Origin of the sequence: Nonomuraea sp. NPDC049480 (assembly GCF_044465905.1) — a bacterium.
GTDB lineage: Bacteria > Actinomycetota > Actinomycetes > Streptosporangiales > Streptosporangiaceae > Nonomuraea.
Window position 1 is genome coordinate 359700 of the sequence record NZ_JBITMD010000003.1, and the last position, 16057, is coordinate 375756.

14 protein-coding genes are annotated in these 16057 nt (G+C 69.3%); 8 read left to right on the top strand and 6 right to left on the bottom strand.

Annotated elements, in window-relative coordinates; all coding sequences use genetic code 11:
- Positions 1-122: 122 nt before the first annotated feature.
- Positions 123-2483, bottom strand: coding sequence for an ATP-binding protein (locus ACIBX3_RS11415; RefSeq protein ID WP_397115667.1), 2361 nt, complete (start codon positions 2481-2483; stop codon positions 123-125).
- A 952-nt stretch (positions 2484-3435) separates the two neighbouring features.
- On the opposite strand from ACIBX3_RS11415, the gene ACIBX3_RS11420 reads away from it, so the two are divergent.
- The 3 genes from ACIBX3_RS11420 (at position 3436) to ACIBX3_RS11430 (ending at position 5448) form a co-directional block, all read left to right on the top strand.
- Positions 3436-3879, top strand: coding sequence for a dihydrofolate reductase family protein (locus tag ACIBX3_RS11420; protein WP_397115669.1), 444 nt, complete (start codon positions 3436-3438; stop codon positions 3877-3879).
- Between the two features lie 204 nt (positions 3880-4083).
- A complete protein-coding gene (locus tag ACIBX3_RS11425; protein ID WP_397115671.1) occupies positions 4084-4743 on the top strand; it encodes a dihydrofolate reductase family protein in 660 nt (219 codons plus the stop codon).
- 96 nt (positions 4744-4839) lie between these two features.
- A complete protein-coding gene (locus tag ACIBX3_RS11430) occupies positions 4840-5448 on the top strand; it encodes a hypothetical protein (RefSeq protein ID WP_397115673.1) in 609 nt (202 codons plus the stop codon).
- A 222-nt stretch (positions 5449-5670) separates the two neighbouring features.
- On the opposite strand, the gene ACIBX3_RS11435 is transcribed toward ACIBX3_RS11430, so the two are convergent.
- Positions 5671-6561 (bottom strand): diacylglycerol/lipid kinase family protein, encoded by an 891-nt coding sequence (locus ACIBX3_RS11435; protein WP_397115675.1) that lies wholly within the window; start codon positions 6559-6561, stop codon positions 5671-5673.
- 74 nt (positions 6562-6635) lie between these two features.
- Between ACIBX3_RS11435 and ACIBX3_RS11440 the strand changes: the two genes are divergently transcribed.
- The gene (locus tag ACIBX3_RS11440) at positions 6636-7373 is read left to right on the top strand and encodes a phosphatase PAP2 family protein (protein ID WP_397115677.1); all 738 of its coding nucleotides are present in this window, start codon (positions 6636-6638) and stop codon (positions 7371-7373) included.
- Entirely contained in the window at positions 7366-8040 is a 675-nt protein-coding gene (locus ACIBX3_RS11445) for a phosphatase PAP2 family protein (RefSeq protein WP_397115679.1), read from the top strand. Before ACIBX3_RS11440 ends, ACIBX3_RS11445 begins: the two co-directional genes overlap by 8 nt.
- Here ACIBX3_RS11445 and ACIBX3_RS11450 read toward each other — a convergent pair.
- The 3 genes from ACIBX3_RS11450 to ACIBX3_RS11460 all read right to left on the bottom strand — a co-directional run bounded on the left by ACIBX3_RS11450 (position 8017) and on the right by ACIBX3_RS11460 (position 12274).
- On the bottom strand, positions 8017-9573 hold the full coding sequence (locus tag ACIBX3_RS11450; RefSeq protein ID WP_397115681.1) for a phospholipase D family protein: 1557 nt from the start codon (positions 9571-9573) through the stop codon (positions 8017-8019). The genes ACIBX3_RS11445 and ACIBX3_RS11450 overlap by 24 nt on opposite strands.
- Positions 9570-10367, bottom strand: coding sequence for a DUF1206 domain-containing protein (locus ACIBX3_RS11455; protein ID WP_397115683.1), 798 nt, complete (start codon positions 10365-10367; stop codon positions 9570-9572). Before ACIBX3_RS11455 ends, ACIBX3_RS11450 begins: the two co-directional genes overlap by 4 nt.
- A 380-nt stretch (positions 10368-10747) precedes the next feature.
- On the bottom strand, positions 10748-12274 hold the full coding sequence (locus ACIBX3_RS11460) for a carboxylesterase/lipase family protein (RefSeq protein ID WP_397115685.1): 1527 nt from the start codon (positions 12272-12274) through the stop codon (positions 10748-10750).
- 80 nt (positions 12275-12354) lie between these two features.
- Here ACIBX3_RS11460 and ACIBX3_RS11465 point away from each other — a divergent pair, with 80 nt between their 5' ends.
- The gene (locus ACIBX3_RS11465) at positions 12355-12954 is read left to right on the top strand and encodes a TetR/AcrR family transcriptional regulator (RefSeq protein ID WP_397115687.1); all 600 of its coding nucleotides are present in this window, start codon (positions 12355-12357) and stop codon (positions 12952-12954) included.
- Positions 12951-14573, top strand: a complete 1623-nt coding sequence (locus tag ACIBX3_RS11470) for a CocE/NonD family hydrolase (RefSeq protein ID WP_397115689.1) — start codon at positions 12951-12953, stop codon at positions 14571-14573. Before ACIBX3_RS11465 ends, ACIBX3_RS11470 begins: the two co-directional genes overlap by 4 nt.
- Positions 14574-14888: 315 nt before the next feature.
- On the opposite strand, the gene ACIBX3_RS11475 is transcribed toward ACIBX3_RS11470, so the two are convergent.
- The gene (locus tag ACIBX3_RS11475) at positions 14889-15278 is read right to left on the bottom strand and encodes a DUF664 domain-containing protein (protein ID WP_397115691.1); all 390 of its coding nucleotides are present in this window, start codon (positions 15276-15278) and stop codon (positions 14889-14891) included.
- Positions 15279-15703: 425 nt separating this feature from the next.
- On the opposite strand from ACIBX3_RS11475, the gene ACIBX3_RS11480 reads away from it, so the two are divergent.
- Positions 15704-16045, top strand: a complete 342-nt coding sequence (locus tag ACIBX3_RS11480) for a DUF5713 family protein (protein ID WP_397115693.1) — start codon at positions 15704-15706, stop codon at positions 16043-16045.
- Positions 16046-16057: the final 12 nt, after the last annotated feature.

Sequence of the window (16057 nt, forward strand, 5' to 3'; positions counted from 1 at the left end):
AGACGGGTACCTATTCGGGAGCCTACGTAGCTCCCGCCTTTACATGATTATGCACTAATGTGTATATCTGCGTACGACCCCAATAAACGGGACATTTCTGATGGTGTCGTTCGCGGGTACGGTCACTCGCCGCCGGGAGGTTCCTCGCCGGAGAGGTGGGCCCGCTGAGCGACCCAGCCGGCGATCTGGGCCCTGCAGTGGAAGCCGAGTTTGCGCAGGATGTGCTCGGTGTGGCTCTCGGCGGTGCGCTGAGCGATCACCAGCGTCGCCGCGATCTCCTTGCTGCTCATTCCCCGGGCGATGAGCTGAGCGATCTCCGTCTCCCGCGGGGTGAGGGGTGAGCCCTGGCCCGCCTCACTGGATCGGCCAGGCGACGGCGCTTCCTCCATGAGGGCATGGGCGAGCGCCTGGTCATGGGAGAGCCTGGCGCCGCGCTTGACGGCTGCCTGGAAGGCGGGCTCGCCAAGGGCGCGACGCGTACGAGCCTCGCATTCGTCGTGATACCGGATGAGGTGGCCGAATCCCAGGAGCGGCGCGCCGATCGCCTCCCAGCCGTTCCCCAGGATGCCCAGAAGCTCGCCGGCCCGCTTGTATTCCGTCTCCGAGGCGGCGATCCAGGCCAGCACCTCGACATTGATGCCGACCCCGACCGAGTCGTCCAGCGCGTGGAAGACACGCAAACTCTCCTGCTCCATGGCGGTCGCGCGCCGCGTGTCGCCTTGGCGCCAGAGCTCGATGCCGAGCGCCGTCATCGTGTACGCCTTGTGCCAGCTCTCGCCATGAGCGTCGCAGATGGCGATGCTCTCTTCGGCGGCGGCGACGGAGCGTTCCGAGTCGCCGAGGAACGAGTGCGCGAGAGACAGCCAGGTCAGCGCCTGGACCTCGCCCGCGGGGTCTCCGCCGGCGCGATGATGGATCACCGCCTCTTCGAAGGATCTGATGGCCGACGCGGCGTCTCCCTCGTGCATGGCGACCATTCCGGAGTAGAGCGCCACGTAGCCGAGAACCGGTTTCAGCCCGAGTCGCTCGCCGAGCGCCCTGCTCTCGTCGAGCAGCGGGATGGCCGAGGCCGGCTCGCCCTGGATGATGGCGAGCCAGCCGCATGCCCACAACGCCCGGGCCCTGACCTCGGACCCGCCGGCGGCGTGCGCGAGTCCCTGTTCGAGCCAGTCGCGTCCTTCGCCCAGGTGGCTGCTGGTGATCCAGTGGTAGAGCAGGTCGCTCGCCATGTCGATGCAGAGCCCGGCGTGCTCGGCGTGGCAGTACTCCAGGGCGGTGCGCAGGTTGGGATGCTCGGACCGCAGCCGGGTCAGCAGCTTGACCTGCGCGGGGCCGAACAGCTGCTCCTGCGTCGCGCGCGACAGCCGCCGGTAGTAGTCGCGATAACGGCGTTTCAGCTCCTGCTCCTGTCCGGAGGCGACGAGCCGCTCCCGCCCGTACTGCCGGATCGTGTCCAGCAGCCGGTATCGCACCCCGTACGGATGGTCCTCCCGGATCAGGACGGACTTCTCCACCAGGCCGATCACGAGGTCGATGATCTCGTCACGGGCGATGCCGTCCCCGGCGCAGACCGCTTCGGCCGCCTCCAGATCCAAGCTGCCGGTGAACACTGAGATGCGTGCCCACAGCAGGCGTTCCTGCTCGGTGCAGAGCTCGTGACTCCAGTCGATCAGCGCGCGGAGCGTCCGGTGGCGGGACTCCGTGGCGTTCGATCCCGAGGAGAGCAGCCGGAAGAGATCGTCCAGGCGGTCGAGCAGCTGGTGGACCGAGAGCGCACGCAGCCGCACGACGGCGAGCTCGATGCCGAGCGGCAGGCCGTCCAGCCGGCGGCAGATCCGCTCGACGATGTCCCGGTTCTCGTTCGTGACGGTGAAATCGGGCAGGACGGCCGCGGCCCGCTCGGCGAAGAGCCGCACCGCGTCGGACATGGGGGCCGGCGTGTCATGCCGGGTTCCGCGGCTCGGCGGCGGCAGCGGTAGCGTCGGCACGGTGAACGCCTGCTCGCTGCTGATTCCCAGCGGCTGCCGGCTGGTGGCCAGGACGTGCAGCTGCGGGGCGGAGCGCAGCAGCGCCTGGGCCATCAGGGCGGACTCGTCCAGGACGTGCTCGCAATTGTCCAGGAGGACCAGCGTCCGTTGCTCGCGCAGGTGCTCGGCGAGCACCTGCATGGGCGGCTGGGCGGAGTGATCCTGGATCTTCAGCGCTGCGACGACGGCCTGAGGAAGCAGTGCCGGGTTGTCCAGTTCGGCGAGTTCGACCAGCCAGACCCCGCCGGGGAAGGTCCGTCGAAGGTCGGCGGCGACGCGCAGGGCCAGCCGGGTTTTGCCGACGCCGCCCGGCCCGGTGAGGGTCACCATGCGGGCGTCGGTCAGCAGGTGCTTGATTGTCGCTATTTCGTGCTGGCGCCCAATGAAACTGGTCAGCTCGGCGGGCAGCCCGTGGGAACGCGGTTGCGCCGAGGTGCTCAATGTAGGAGTGATCATCGATTGCCTCGAATCGGCTCCGGTGAGCGGTTCACCATACGTGGAAATAAGCCGACAAACCTAAAATATGCCCCATGGCGGGCGCCGAGCGCCAGTAGACGTACCTGGTCATCGCGTATATAGAGGGTCATGTACCGGATCATCTGCAATCCGTGGCAAACAGCCGCTCGTACTTGACGTGAATTTTGCGAAAGGCTTGCCCGGTGCTTGTTCGAGCCGATCTGGGAACGATTTCATCAGTTGAACTTTATTTGCAAATTCCTGGCGCTTTCGCGAGCGTAGGGGGAGATGCTGACCAACGGACATCACGATCGACGCGCTCGGCGTGCTGTGGCGGGACGGACAGGGTGCGACCTGGCACGATCGCGCTCACGTGCTCGTCAGCCTGGCCGCAGCCATCATGGCGGAGCCACTCGCACAACACAGCCCGCCGACGAACCGACGCCAAGAGTCCAGAAAATGTCCGATCAATGCCCCTGGACGCCGCGTTTCCGGAGGCGAGTATCGGTACGCGCGGCAAGGTCCTCTTTGGCTTTGACGTTCGCTCAGTGTGTCTGTTTCACGCTGACGCTTGACAGGAAGCCCCACGCGAAGGCGACGAAGGTCGCTACGGGGAAAGAGGGCAATGACCCGACGAACGGGCAGGGGGCTTGGATGGAGATCCGGCGGTTGCCGAGGTAGCGGTAGGGGAGAAGGCCACAACGGCGTCTTCGGCGTGAGGCGAGTTCGGCGGCCGTGGCCTTTGGGCGCTGGTGGTCGTGCAGTGCACCGGGAGACCGTGGTGCCGGTCTGCCACCTCCGGCCAGGACGTCCGGGGCCTGCTGTGATAACTCATTCATCGCCACTGTTTCGGGTGCGTTGGGTGACGGCGTGTTCGAGACCGTCGAGAACCGGTGAGGGTCAGAGCCGCGACGCACATTTCGGTCACGCCGGCCAAAGGCTGCACGACTGGATGTTCGCCACCCGGTGGTGGCGGCACGAGAGGGTCGGCCACCCCGGATGGCACGAGGACCCGCAGTGGAAGGGCGCGTGGGGTCCCAACCCGCCCTTCCACACGCCGGTCTTCGTCCTGACCCATCACCCGCGCCCGTCGATCGAGATGGAGGACGGCACGACCTTCCACTTCATCGACGCGCCGCCTGCCGAGGCGCTCGAGACGGCCCGCAAGGCCGCGGACGGCCAGGACGTACGCATCGGCGGTGGCCCCACAGTGATCCGCGACTTCCTTGCTGCCGGGCTCATCGACCACATGCACATCGTGGTGGTCCCGATCCTGCTCGGCCGGGGCGTACGCCTCTGGGACGGACTGGAGGGCCTGGAGAAGGACTACGCGGTCGAGTCCGCCTCCTCGCCCAGCGGAGTCACGCATGTGACGTTCACCCGTGCGGGTGTCTGAACCGCCTCGGTCGAGAACCCGGGCGCGGGCAGGGCTCCAGGGCCCGTCTTCATCAGAGCCCCGGCCGGCCTGCGGTCCGTCCAGACCACGAAACGCCACGCTGGTTCAGGAGATGGTTCCGTGGTGATGTCGAGACGGCCGGGCCGGCTCCGACTATTTCTTGACGGCGCCGGACGGTGGCGCCGAACCGACTGAGGAGGCACGATGAGCAAGCTCAGATGTCACATCTCGATCTCGCTGGACGGTTTCGTCGCCGGCCCGAACCAGAGCGAGGAGAACCCCCTCGGAGAGGGTGGCGAGCGGCTCCACGACTGGGTGGCTCCACTGGCCGCCTTTCGCCGAGCCCACGGCGAGCAGGGGGGCGAGGTGAACGCGAGCACACCGGTGTTCGAGCAGTCGATCGAGAACATCGGCGCCGGGGTGATGGGCAGGAACATGTTCGGCCCCATCGGCGGTGGTGCCTGGGGCGACGAGCAGTGGACGGGCTGGTGGGGTGACAACCCGCCCTACCACTACCCCGTGTTCGTCCTCACCCATCACTCGCGTGATCCGGTGGAGATGGAGGGAGGGACCACGTACCACTTCGTCACCGACGGAATCGAGTCCGCGCTCGAGCAGGCGAAGAAGGCCGCCGGCGGCAAGGACGTCATGCTGTGGGGCGGCGGCCACGTCGCTCGGCAGTACCTGGCAGCGGGACTGCTGGACGAGCTCGAACTGCACGTCGTTCCGGTGTTGCTCGGTGGCGGTTCTCGCCTGCTCGACGACCTCGGGGACGCGGATGTGCGGCTCGAGCAGGTCCGGGCCGTCGAGGCGCCCGGCGTCACCCACCTCAAGTACCGGATCCTGCCAGGTGCTCCCTCATGATCGACGTAGCGATCATCACGGGTCATGACGTCAGCGCACAGGCGGAGCTGTCGCTGTTCACCGATTACGAGGACTTCACGCGCAGAGGAGAGCACTATGGAGCCTGATCGCCTGCAGACCTTCATCGACGACGTGGGACTCGTGGTGAGCAGCACCGACGACGAGCACGAGATCACGGCGCGGGTCGCCGAGCGGCTGTCGGCTCTGCTGGCCGGCGGTTACCGGCTTCCGCCGGAGGTCACGCGATCATCGTCTGTGCGTCACGTGACGTATCCGCTCTACATCGCTCCCGACGACAGCTGGTCGATGGCGTCCGTGGTCTGGGACGTGGGTCAGCGGACCAACGTGCATGGGCACGAGACGTGGGGCGTCGTCGGCATCTACGCGGGAGTCGAACACGAGATCCGGTACCTCAAGCCGACGGCGTCCACCGCGAGCGCGCCACTGACGCCGGCCGGCGAAACGCGGTGGGCGCCGGGGCAGGTGACCGTCTGCTGCACCACCGACGACGATGTCCATGCCGTCGCAGCCGTCGGCAGCGAACCCACCATCGGGATCCACGTCTACGGCGGCAACATCGGCACGATGAAACGGCGGTCGTACGATCCAGCCACTGGAGCAGTCCAATGGTTCGTCTCCGGCTGGGACAGCCCGGCAGCCGACGCCGCAGGGCGCGATCCGAGCTCGCCACCGCGTCACCGGTGATCGTCTCAAACTCAATGATCTTCAGGCCGTGATCGCTACGTTTGCGGGGCTGTGAACGGGCCAGGAGGTCGGGTGACCCTCATGAGGGCGCTGGGCCACGACCGCTTCGCCGTGGCAGGCCATCAGACCGCCAAGCCCGCCGAGCGCGTCATCAACGCCGATCCCGACGCCTGGTGCACGGCGACCGCCGAGCAGATGGGTCAGGAGGCCGCAGGCGAGTTCTCAGAGCCGCTTGTCCGGCGGCAGGCAGACCGTCAGCGCGCCTGCGGCGGCCTTGGCTTTGATCCGGGTGGTGGGCTCGCGTTCCCCGCCGTCGAGCTCGTACGCCAGCGGGACCCCGAACCGGGCCGACACCTTCTTGGCCCTGGTGATCCGGACGAACGGCGAGTCGTCGGTGCGTCCTGAGGCCATCCTGCCGATCACCCGCGCCCATTGGAGCGGCCCCTTGGCGGTGGAGACGCCGACCTCGAGCCAGCCGTCGTCCGGCCGCGCGTCGTCGAAGGCCTCGACGCCGCCGGCGATCGTGCTCACATTGCCCAGCAGCAGGCAGCTCGCACGCCCGTCGAACCAGGTCGTCCCGTCGATCTTGACCTTCATCGGCACCAGCGGCCCGCCGATCTGCCTGACGGCCGCCTTGACGTAGCTCAGCTTGCCGAACCGCTTCTTGGCCCGCCCGCCGACGTCGGCGATCATCTCGGCCTCGAACCCGGCCCCCGCCATCACCGCGAAGTGCTCGCCGTTGAGCAGCCCCAGGTCGAGCTTCTCGCGCCGCCCGCGAAAGCCGATCCGCACCGCCTGGTCGAGGTCGGCGGGGATGCCGAGGTTGGCGGCGAACAGGTTCCCCGTCCCCGCGGGGAGCACGGCCATCGGCACGCCGGAGCCGGCCATCACGTCGGCGCAGCGCTGCACCATGCCGTCGCCGCCCCAGACGAACACCAGCTCGGCACCCTGATCGAGCGCCTCGCGAACCTTCTTCGGCGCCTTCCTGCTCTTGGCCACCTCGTACCAGAGGAGCTCGCCGACGCCCTCTTCGGTGATGAGCACGCGCAGTCTGTCCAGGCCCGCGCCGAGGATCTTCTTGCGGTGCGCGACGACGGCCACGATGGGGGACATGCGTTCCGGACTACCCTGGGCGCCGGATTTCAGACGGAGGAATCGCTTTCCTCTCCCGGGGTAGCGGTGCGTGAATGCGTATCGGAAAAGTGCGCCAAGGGAACGGCGACGTCCGACTGGGATTGCGGCTGACGGTCGCCGGCTTCGCGGCGGCGCTCGTCATGATCCCGTTCAGCCTGCTGCTCGTCGTCGCCAAGATGCCGCTCAACGAGCTGGACGCGGGAGTCGCCAGGGAACTGCACGAGTACGCGCTCGCCAACCCCGACGTGACCAGGTTCCTCATTGTGTGGACGGATCTGTTCGGGCCATGGCCGTGGCGCATCGCGGTCATCGTGTACGCCGCCTGGCTGCTGCACAAGGGCGCGCCGAGGCTGGCCGCCTGGGCGGTCGTCACCATGACCGTGGGAGGGCTGCTCGGCCTGGCGCTCAAGATCATCGTAGCCCGGGCCAGGCCGCACCTGCCGGATCCCGTCGCGCTGGCGCCGGGCGACTCCTTCCCGTCGGGCCACACGGTCACCGTGACGCTCGGCGCCGGAGTGATCGTCCTCCTCGTTCTCCCCATGCTGCCCCGGTGGGGACGGGTGGTGGCCTGGGCCGTCGCCTGCCTCCTGGTGCTGTCGGTCGGCTACACGAGGATCGCGCTCGGCGTGCACTGGCTGAGCGACGTGGCCGGCGGGATCGTCCTGGGCGCGGCCGTGGTCGCCGCGATGGTGGCGGCATTCGAGACGTGGCGGCGCGACCAGGGCCGCAGGCCCGCCTCGCCGCCGCTCGAGGGAGTGGAACCCGAGTTGGTGAAGGCCGCCCATGAGTAGACATGTCCACGTGAAGTACTACGGGTTATCGATCTTGTTGCCGATGCTCCTGATGGCCGGAGTGACGTACGGCGTGGGCAAGGCGATCCTCGCCTGGCCCACCGGTGAGGCGTCGGTGAGCCGGAGCCTGGCCGCCGACCGGACCTCGCTGTGGAACACGCTTACCGACTTCGGCAGCAGCCTGTCGGATACCCCGTACATCGTGGCCCTCACAGTGATCGCCGCGATCGTCTTCAGACTGGTGTACCGGCGCTGGCGCGAATCCATCTTCCTCGTCGCCGCCGTCTGGAGTCAGTCCCTCATCTTCCTGGCCACCACCGGACCCGTCGGCCGGCACCGGCCGCCCGTGCAGCACATCGACCAGGCCCCGCCCACCTCCAGCTTCCCGTCGGGGCACGTCAGCGCCGCGGTCGCGTTCTACTGCGGGATGGCGCTCGTCCTGACGACGCACGTCCGCAACAGAGCGCTCCAGATGGTGATCTGGGTGTTCGGGATCGCAGCTCCGCTCGCCGTCGGTTTCGCGCGCCTGTACCGCGGCATGCACTTCCTCACCGACGTGCTCTGGGGTGTGCTGCTCGGCGTCGGTTGCGTCGTCATGGCCGCCCGGGCGATCCTGTACTCGCGCGAGCGGCGGCGGCAGCGCTCAGAACTCGTTCGATCGGCGTAGACCCGGGGGACGCCCGTCGGGGTCCACGACGATCCGGTACAGCGGCATGGCGAGCGTCCGGCGGACGCGGCCGAGACCGGGCCGCGGATGCGGGCGCAGCCGACCCGGCGGGCGAGGCCCATGGCAGCCGCCCTCGTGCCAGGCCTCGAGCCGCGCGGCCGACTCGGCGAACGCCTCGAACGCGCTCTCCGGGTCGCACAGATCGTCCATGTCGCCGGGGTCACGGTCCAGGTGCTCGGCGGCGAGCGTGAGCCGCAGGTCCCTGGCGAACCTGCGGGCTCCGTGGGGCGGGCGCGGATCGGGCTCCGCGTCGAGTACGGCGCAGCTCAGTTCGGAGTCGAACGTCCACGAGCGCAGGTTCACGTTGTCGGAGCCGACGCTCGCCCACACGTCGTCGACCACGCAGGCCTTGGCGTGCACGTACACCGGCGTGCCCCGGTGGTTCTCCAGATCGTAGATCGCGACCCGGTCGCCGCCCGCGCGCATCAGCCTGGACAGCGCCTCCGACCTGCCGATCAGGCTCGCCGGGCCGGCCAGCCAGCCGTCCTGGTCGGGATGGCGCGGCACCACGATGATCATGTGGAGGCCGGGCTCCCGCTCCAGCGCCTCGGCGAACGGCTCGATCACCTCCGTGGACCACAGGTACTGGTCCTCCAGGTAGACCAGTGATCTCGCCCGCGTCAGCACCTTGTGGTACGCCCTGGCCACGCTGCGCTCGCCCTCCGGCGCGAACGGGTAGGCACGGGGCAGGTGGGGATAGGTCCTCAGGAGCTGCACGGCATGCGTCCCGGCCGGCCCAGGCGGTGGGCCGGGCTCCGGCAACGGCGGCACGTCGGCCATCCGGGTCATGCGGTCGCGCAGCCGCCTGAGCGGCTGGCGGGTCTCGGGCGCCGGGTCCTCCCAGCGCTCGCAGAAGACCTTCTCCACCTCGGCCACGGCCGGGCCGCTGATCGCCACCTGGACGTCGTGCCACGGCGGGCGCTCGCCGTACACGCCCGGCATCGGCGCCGCCTGCGGGTCGCCCAGGTGCCCGGCGTCGTCACGGCGGCTGTGGCACAGGTCGATGCCGCCGACGAACGCCACGTCCCTGTCCGGGCCGCGGTCATGGCGCAGGACGACGAACTTCTGGTGGTGCGATCCGCCGTGCCGCACCCGGGTGTCGAGCAGCGCCTGCCCGCCGGCCGCCTCGAGGTCCTCGCCGAGGTGCCGGTTCTCGGCCGAGCTGAACCGCAAGAAGTCCAGGTGCGAACGCCAGATCAGCCCTCTGACCAGGGCTCCCTTCTCGGCCGCCCGCGCCATCGCGGCCGCCACCCCGGGGCCGTCCGGGGTGAGCCGCTCGTCGGGGTCGCCGCGCCAGTCGGCGAACAGCAGCAGGTCATCCTTGCCGAGACCGGCCAGGCGCGCGGCGAGCTCGGCGAAGTAGGTGGCGCCGTGCACGAGCGGGCGCACCAGGTTGCCCTCCGTCCAGGGCGTGAGCCTGGTCGCGTCGTTCCCGCGTTCGGGGCCGGTGAGGAACCAGTCGTCCAGCCTCATGTACGCCGCCAGCGGGCCTCTCCGAAGCAGTATCCGGCGAACAGCAGCAGTCCGAGGGCCACCACCACCAGCAGCCAGGGCCCCGCCGGGGTATCGGCCAACGCCCTGAGCGTGGCATCGATGCCCCCGGCCTTGTCCGGGTCGAAGGTGACGGCCGACTGGATCACGAAGACGCCGGCCAGCCCGGCGATCACCCCGCGCGCGAGGTAGCCGGCGAGCCCGAGCCGGTCCATCACCGCGCCCGCCCGCCTCGGCATCGGCCTGAGCTGCTTGCGGAACTCCTTCTTGACGCCGTACCGCATCCAGTAGACGCCGAGCGCGATGACACCGAGCCCGATCGCGCCCACGACGACCTGCCCCGCGGGCAACGCGAGCAGCTTGCCCGTGAGGTCGTGGGTCCGCTGGTCGTCGGAGCCGGTCTTGTGCGTCAGCAGCATGGTCAGCAGCGCGGCGCACACGAACGTGTAGACCACGACCCGGCCGACCGGCTCGACCCGGTCCTTGAGCCTGTGGGCACCGAAAATCGCCTCTGACGCCTGCCACACGGTCAGGGCGGCGAACCCCACGACCATCACCCATAAGATCACGGCCCCGAACGGCAGCGACGCGACCGTACTGATCGCCCCGTTCTTGTCGGCTTCCCGCCCGCCGCTCCCGAACGCGATCTGCACAGCCAGCACCCCGATCAGCCCGTACAGCACACCACGGCAAACCAGCCCGATCCGCGCCAGCTTGTCCATGGCCGGGCTGTCCGCCGCCTGTCGTGCCACCGCTTTGGCTTCGGCTTCGGTCATGACTTCTCCAAAAGTCGCCAAAGCCGGCGAACTGCCCTAAATTCCGCGCTCTAGACCTTCACCCGACGGGACCGGCAGCCGGGGGCCTCCGGCCAGGGTGATCCGCTCCACGATGTCGTGCCGCGCCTCTCCGGCGCCGACCCCACGTCACGTGGGCCCACGGCCGGGGAGATGAGCAGGCCATCGCCGCCTGGCGAGCCGACATCTGGCCGGAGGGAAAAGTGCTACAGGCGAGTCGCGATGAACCTCGCGACGCCGCGCTGTATCGCGTACCTGCGAGCACCCGCCGGCCCGACCGCGAGGACGAGCCGCACCGGTACGGCGAGACCGCCCGCATCCGTTCCTGAGCGAGTTCTGTGAATCCGCCCAGGCGATCGGCGTCAGGCGGTCAGCAGGGGGATCGCCTCGAAGGTGTGGTTCTGCCACAGGCGGCGCGAGCTCTCCTCGGGGTACGCGGTGACTGCTGGTGTCGTGTCGAAGATCCGGGTCACGCGCTGCCCGGAGTCGTACGCGGGCCAGCCCGGGTCGCCCGTGGCGGCGAAGGACGTCCAGGCCGTGCGGATCTGGGACGTCAGTACGCGGGCCTCGGCGGTGTGCTCAGCTCCGATGGCCGCCGGGCCGAGATGGGCGTCGTAGGTGCCGAACAGCAGCGGGCCGTCCAAGCCGTGGCAGGCGCGTAGCAGTCCGCCCATGCCCGGCGACTGCCAGGCCAGCTCGTACAGGTAGGCCCGCCCGCCCCCGGAGGCCTGGGCGTCGGCCAGGTGCAGCGTCGGCATGCGGAACAGCCAGTCGGTCTGCACGCGTTCGAACAGGTCCTCGGCGGAGGCGTCCGGGAACGCTTCGCGGTAGGCGCGTTCGCCATCCTCGCCGGGGCCGAAGTGCCGCAGTGCCTCTGCCGCCTGCTCCTCGGTGACCTGTCCGAACAGGTTGCCGAAGAGGAAGAACGTACGCCACTCGTCGCGGTTGTGGCCGATGATCAGCTCCACGTCCCGTCCCGCGCCGCGTGCCAGTCCTTCCCAGGGCGTGACCGGCAGCACCTCGCCGTCGACGACGGGAGAGAAGAGGGAGAGGGTATGCGCGAAGGAGCCCCAGCGGTCCTCGTGCTGCCGCATCTTCGGCGACAGCGCCTGGCCGGCCGCGGCGAGTTCCCACGGATCCATGCCGGACAGTTCCTCGGCCGCCGGGCGCAGGCCGGCCTCGGCGGCGATGGCGGTCGCGACGTCCCTGGCCAGGGGGTCGGAGAGGAACGTGCCGGGCAGGCTCTGTCCGACGGCCCGCCGGAAGAGGCCCGCCGCGCTCGGCATGACCATCAGCGAGGCGACGGATCCGGCCCCGGCCGAGTCGCCGAGGACGGTCACCTGGCCGGGGTCGCCCCCGAACGCCGTGATGTTCTCCCTCACCCACTCCAGGGCGGCGACCTGGTCGAGCAGGCCCCGGTTGGCGGGCGCGCCCTCGATGCCGGCGAAGCCTTCGATGCCGAGGCGGTAGTTCAGCGACACGAACACCACGTCGCCGTCGCGGGCGATGTGCCGGGCGTCGTATCCGGGGCTGCCGGAGAAGCCCATCTTGTAGGCGCCGCCGTGGATCCACACCATCACCGGGCGGAGGGCGGCCGGGTCCGGGGCGGGCGTCCAGACGTTGACGGTCAGCCAGTCGTCGCCCGTGCCCTTGATGAAGTCCCCGCCACTGCGGCCGCCCATGTTCGTGTCCTGCGGGGCGGGCGGGCCGAACTCGTACGCCTCTCGTACGCCGTCCCAGCGGCGCACAGGCCGCGGCGCCTGGAAGCGGGCCTCGCCAAGCGGGGGCTCGGCGTACGAAATGCCGCGGAAGACGGCCAGGCCGTCCTCCATACGGCCGCGCACCACGCCGGCGGTGGTACGGACCTCGGGCTCGGGGACCACGGACATCGGTGACTCCTGACCAAGAGTACGCAAAGCGAGTGATTTAACTATTGTCTGTTTTTTGACAAGTGTCTAGTATTTGAGGCATGCAGGATCGACAAGACCGCCGAGTGCTCCGCTCCCGTGCCGCCCTCATGGGTGCCGCCGTGCGTCTCGTGACCGAGCGCGGCACCACCGCCCTCCCGGTCGCCGACCTCACCGACGCCGCGAACGTCAGCCGGCAGCTGGTGTACCTGCAGTTCGGGGACCGCGACGCGCTCCTCGTCGCGGCCGCGACCGACCTGGTCGAACGGGAGCTCATCCCCGAGGTCGGGGACGACGGCGCACCGCATCGCGCGCGCGTGCTGGCGATGGCCCGGCACTTCGCCCGGCACCGGCCCTTCTACCGCGCGATGCTCACCGGATCCTGCGCCTTCCCCATGACCCGTGCCATGAACAGGCTGTTCGCCTCGCTGGTCAGCCCGGCGCGCCTGCGGGAGGTGTCCGGCGACCTCGACGAGTCCACGGCACAGGACTTCGCCGCGCTGATCACCGGCGGAAACGGCGCGATCGTCCACGATTGGGTGATCGACGCGGACGACCCCCTCGACCCCGAGGAACTGACAGACCGCCTGCTGCGCCTCTCAGCGGCGTTGACCCGCGGACACCCCACCCTCGCACCCACACCCGGAGAGCACCCCCGATGAACCTGTCCAGCCACCTCGTCCAGCGCATGCTGCGCCTTCCCCCACCCCTCACCAGGGACCTGACCGTCGCGCGCGACCTGCGCGTCCCGATGCGCGACGGGGCCGTCCTGCTGGCCGACCGCTGGATCCCGAAAACCGGCGGCGACGGCCTGCCGACCGCGCTCATCCGCGTCCCCTACGGCAGGGCCGGCATGACCGCGGGCCCGATGGCCCGGCCGCTGGCCGAACGCGGCTTCCAGGTGCTCATCCAGAGCACGCGCGGCACCTTCGGCTCCGACGGCCCCTTCGACCCGCTGCGCCGTGAGCGCGAGGACGGCCTCGACACCCTCGAATGGGTGATCAAGCAGCCCTGGTTCGGCGAGTCGATGATCCTGTACGGGGCCAGCTACCTCGGCTTCGTCCAGTGGGCGGTCGCCGACGCCGTACCGCCCCAGGTCAAAGCCATGATCCCAGCGGTCTCCGAATCGGCCCTCACTCTGGACTTCCTCCGCTCGGACGCCTTCTCCCTGGAGACCCCGTTCGTCTGGGGCGTCCAGGTCGCCGGCCAGGAACGCACGTTCGGCATGGTGCGCCAGATGCTGGGCGGCAAGAAGGTCCAGCGCGCCCTGCGCACGCTCCCGTTGAACCAGGCCGACGCCGCGGCGATCGGCCACCGCTACGACTACATCCAGAACATCCTCGTCCACGACGCCGACGCGCCGTTCTGGCACGGGCTCGACCACCGCCACCGGGTCGCCGACATCACCGTGCCGGTGAGCAGCGTCGGCGGCTGGTACGACATCTTCCTGCCCGGCCAGCTCCGCGACTACCGGACCCTTCAGGACGCCGGACGCTCTCCCGTCCGCCTCACCGTCGGCCCCTGGGCCCACATCTCCATGGGCGTCGGGCAGACGGCCGCCGCCGAGGCCCTCGGCTTCGGCCTGGCGCTGGCCCGGGGCGAGGAACCGGCCGAACGCGCCCCCGTGCGCCTGTTCGTCATGGGCGAGGAGAAGTGGCGCGACTTCCCGTCCTGGCCGCCACCCGGGTACGAGCCCGAGCGCTTCCACCTTCAGCCGGGCGGGGGCCTCGCCGCCGAGGCACCCGCCGAATCAGCCCCCGACGGCTACCGCTACGACCCGGCCGACCCCACCCCCGCCGTCGGCGGCGTCCGCATGGTCTTCGGCGAGAAAGCCGGCCGCGTCGACAACGCCGCCCTCGAGGCCCGCCCCGACGTCCTCACCTACACGACTCCCGCATTGGACGGCGACATCGAGGTCATCGGCGACGTCAGCGCCGAGATCTTCTTCCGCTCCAGCCTCCCCTTCGCCGACGTCTTCGTCCGTCTGTGCGACGTCGACGCCGACGGCCGCTCGACCAACGTCTGCGACGGCCTGATCAGCCTCGCCGGCGCCGACCAGACGTCCACGGCGGAGGTGAGGATGTGGCCGACCGCGTACCGCTTCAAGCGCGGGCACCGCATCCGCGTCCAGATCTCCAGCGGCGCCTTCCCCCGCTACAACCGCAACCCCGGCACGGGCGAACCCCGCGCCACCGCCACCACCCTCCGCGCCGCTGACCAGCAGGTCTTCCACGATCCGGAACACCCGTCGGCAGTGGTCCTCCCCATCCGCAGGGGCTGACCCGCGGGAACGACTGACGTCGCGGCCGTGCACGGTCGCGGTCGGTCGGTCGGTCGGTCGGTCGAGCCAACCGCACGATCCCGTCCGGATCGAACGAGTCGACTGTCTGGAAAACGCGCCGTACCACATCGTCGGACATGCCGATCATTCCTCACGGGTCAGGAGCTGGTGGGGACGATACGGAATGAAGCGCAATGCGCACCTAGCGCAAAGGTGGGTGTCTGGTCGCTGTACAGCGGGGGACACGGTGATCACCGCGTCGGACATGCGAGCCGCCTTGATTCCTTCAGCCGGGCGGCGGCTACCCTGGCCCGGCTATTGCCCTACCCTGCCGTCGATGCGTTCGCGCAGCAGATCGGCGTGGCCGCAGTGGCGGGCGTACTCCTCGATCCGGTGAACCCACAGCTCCCGGACAGCGATGCCGTCCTTACCCACCCGCACGCCCAGATCCGGATACGCGGCCAGCACCGCATCGGTTGCCGCCTGCTCACGAGCGAGATCGGCGAATGCGCCGTCGACCAGCTCCTGCTCCGCAACGGCTCCCTCGAAGTCGGCGTCACGTGCTCCGTACAGCTTCGGTGCCGGGTCTTCTGGCAGAATCCAATTGCGCCAGTCCCGCTCCACCTCGGCAAGATGGCGGACCAGGCCCAGCAAGGACATGGTCGACGGTGGCACCGACCGGCGCGCCAGTCTCTCCGGATCCAACCCTTCGCACTTCAGCGTCGGTCACGGCCGAGTATCGGCCGCCGACGATGAATCCCGCCGTCTTGCGGCGGAGATCCGTCGGCGCGCCTGGTGGGCGCACGTGGGCGACAGGCGCAGCGCGCTACAGGCAGCCGCCAAGGGTGAGTTCATGCAGAATCTATACAAATCAGATATCGGATAGTAATCTCAACGTGCCCCAGTCGGGGAGCACTGGGGCCCAAAACGTGGACGCCCCGGCTGTAGAAAGACAGCCGGGGCGTCGATCTATGTCATCACCAGCGGACCTTTCATCCTCCGGAACAGGGGACGAGCGGATCGCGCCGCGGCTGCTCACCTGGCGGCGCGCTCTCCCGAACCGGCCCTTGTTGTCGGTGGCGTGGTGCAGGATCGGCACACCGGATCACGGCGAGAACAGGAGATCAAGGGTGCCTCCCACCAACCAGCAGATAGCGGGACACGCTTTCCTCAAGGGCATGTACCAGGACGGTCACTTCCCCGACGACGTTGTCGACAAGGGGAGGGGAATCCTGCTGCGCCTGTGTGAGCGGATCGAGGCTGAGCGGCCGCCGGACCTCGCGGCGCTGTACGCCCTCGCCCACGCGGCTACGAAGGAATTCAACGAGCTGGAGGCCGAGTTCGAGGCGGCCGGCAGCGAGATCGAAACCGTGGCGCGCGAGGTGATCGCCGAGGACTTCTGGTTTGTGGCATCGGCCTACGGGTTCGCGGACGCGGACGTGGAAGAGTTGATCGCGACCCGCGACTGGTGACGCAACCCTCCA

What these genes read in the sequence shown, in the direction of transcription:
- ACIBX3_RS11415 (WP_397115667.1), bottom strand. Translation starts at nt 2,483, where the DNA reads ATGATCACTCCTACATTGAGCACCTCGGCGCAACCGCGTTCCCACGGG.
- ACIBX3_RS11420 (WP_397115669.1), top strand. Translation starts at nt 3,436, where the DNA reads ATGTTCGCCACCCGGTGGTGGCGGCACGAGAGGGTCGGCCACCCCGGA.
- ACIBX3_RS11425 (WP_397115671.1), top strand. Translation starts at nt 4,084, where the DNA reads ATGAGCAAGCTCAGATGTCACATCTCGATCTCGCTGGACGGTTTCGTC.
- ACIBX3_RS11430 (WP_397115673.1), top strand. Translation starts at nt 4,840, where the DNA reads ATGGAGCCTGATCGCCTGCAGACCTTCATCGACGACGTGGGACTCGTG.
- ACIBX3_RS11435 (WP_397115675.1), bottom strand. Translation starts at nt 6,561, where the DNA reads ATGTCCCCCATCGTGGCCGTCGTCGCGCACCGCAAGAAGATCCTCGGC.
- ACIBX3_RS11440 (WP_397115677.1), top strand. Translation starts at nt 6,636, where the DNA reads ATGCGTATCGGAAAAGTGCGCCAAGGGAACGGCGACGTCCGACTGGGA.
- ACIBX3_RS11445 (WP_397115679.1), top strand. Translation starts at nt 7,366, where the DNA reads ATGAGTAGACATGTCCACGTGAAGTACTACGGGTTATCGATCTTGTTG.
- ACIBX3_RS11450 (WP_397115681.1), bottom strand. Translation starts at nt 9,573, where the DNA reads ATGAGGCTGGACGACTGGTTCCTCACCGGCCCCGAACGCGGGAACGAC.
- ACIBX3_RS11455 (WP_397115683.1), bottom strand. Translation starts at nt 10,367, where the DNA reads ATGACCGAAGCCGAAGCCAAAGCGGTGGCACGACAGGCGGCGGACAGC.
- ACIBX3_RS11460 (WP_397115685.1), bottom strand. Translation starts at nt 12,274, where the DNA reads ATGTCCGTGGTCCCCGAGCCCGAGGTCCGTACCACCGCCGGCGTGGTG.
- ACIBX3_RS11465 (WP_397115687.1), top strand. Translation starts at nt 12,355, where the DNA reads ATGCAGGATCGACAAGACCGCCGAGTGCTCCGCTCCCGTGCCGCCCTC.
- ACIBX3_RS11470 (WP_397115689.1), top strand. Translation starts at nt 12,951, where the DNA reads ATGAACCTGTCCAGCCACCTCGTCCAGCGCATGCTGCGCCTTCCCCCA.